At 55.6% G+C, this 1,037-nt stretch carries 1 protein-coding gene; it reads right to left on the minus strand.

Going from position 1 to position 1,037, the window contains the following annotated elements:
- On the minus strand, positions 1-1,037 hold a 1,037-nt coding region (locus tag LC073_RS21500; protein ID WP_226649684.1), incomplete at both ends, for a hypothetical protein.

The raw sequence follows: 1,037 nt of genomic DNA on the forward strand, positions 1-1,037 counted from the left end.
GCCGCAACGCTATCCGTACCGGTGCCTGCATCGACGCTACTCAGCTCACTAAAGCTAATGTCTGCAACATCCAGCGCGTTGTCGCCAGTAATGACGAAGGCGTCATCGCCACTGGTACCTGTCAGCGCTGCGGTGACCGCACTGACGATGCCATCAAAGGTCAGGGAGCCCGCCGTTACTTGGTTATTGCTGCCGGTCAGGGCCAGGCCATCGCTATAGGCGCTGGCGTCCAGGCTGTCGTCACCGCCATTGCCATCCACGGAGGACATACCGCTAATGCTCAGGTCATAAGCCTCTACATCACCATCGGATTGCAGCACAAATGCATCCGTGCCACTGGTACCCAGTAGATTGGCGTTGACGGCGGTGAGGGACTCTACTTCCGAGAAGGTAATACCACTGTTAATAGCTTCTTTGTTGGTACCGGTTAAGGTCCAGTCGGCGCCATCAGCGCCAGTGACGCTGTCAGTGCCGCCTTTGGCATCGATCGTACTGCCAAAACCAGTAAAGCTAATGTTGTTCGCAGTGACATTGCTATTACTGATTACCACGAAGGTATCTGCATTTGCAGAACCCTCGAGGCTGCCACCGGAAACACTGTTGATACCGCTAAAGTCAATCAAGCTTGTAGAGGCTTCGTTGTCGACTCCTGTCAGGGTTACGACGCCCAGTGCCGCAACGCTATCCGTACCGGTGCCTGCATCGACGCTACTCAGCTCACTAAAGCTAATGTCTGCAACATCCAGCGCGTTGTCGCCAGTAATGACGAAGGCGTCATCGCCACTGGTACCTGTCAGCGCTGCGGTAATTGCACTGACAATGCCATCAAAGGTCAGGGAGCCCGCCGTTACTTGGTTATCGGTGCCGGTCAGGGCCAGACCATCGCTGTAGGCGCTGGCGTCCAGACTGTCGTCACCGCCATTGCCGTCTACGACGGACATGCCGCTAATGCTCAGGTTATAAACCTCAACATCCCCATCGGATTGCAGCACAAACGCATCCGTGCCACTGGTACCCAGTAGATTGGCATTGACGGC

Source organism: Microbulbifer variabilis, assembly GCF_020524905.1.
Taxonomy (GTDB): Bacteria; Pseudomonadota; Gammaproteobacteria; order Pseudomonadales; family Cellvibrionaceae; genus Microbulbifer; species Microbulbifer variabilis_A.